At 32.2% G+C, this 407-nt stretch carries 1 protein-coding gene; it reads left to right on the forward strand.

Annotation, left to right across the window (positions count from 1 at the left end; genetic code table 11):
* Nucleotides 1-143 precede the first annotated feature (143 nt).
* Nucleotides 144-407, forward strand: a 264-nt coding sequence (locus GNY06_RS01580) for an IS1 family transposase (RefSeq protein ID WP_166518495.1), incomplete at its 3' end; no start/stop codon positions are given.

The following is a 407-nucleotide window of genomic DNA, read 5'->3' on the forward strand; positions in this document are numbered from 1 at the left end:
TCCCATAGGTAGTAAAAACGGCAGTATTATTTTTGTGAAATCAGAACTTAGTAACAGAAACATTTATGCTTCCTTTACTGGAGGATTTCAGCCAATTTTGATTTGCGATGATTTGTCTAGCTTTTTTATCTTTACTAAAAATAATGGATTGTCCAAAATGTCATGAGTCTGAAAAAGTAAAAAACGGTATTTTCGGGAATCTTCAAAGATACAAATGTAAAAATTGTGGATTTAATTTTACGGTATATAAAAGAGGGGGTGAATATTCAAAAACAATCAGAAAAAAAGCGCTTCAACTTTATCTTGAAGGCTTGGGCTTTAGATCAATCGGCAGGATTTTAGACGTTAGCAATGTCACTATTTTGAATTGGATTCGTAGTTTTGGTCAAGAAGTACAATCATTGCAA

The organism is Elizabethkingia argenteiflava (assembly GCF_009904105.1).
GTDB classification, from domain to species: Bacteria; Bacteroidota; Bacteroidia; order Flavobacteriales; family Weeksellaceae; genus Elizabethkingia; species Elizabethkingia argenteiflava.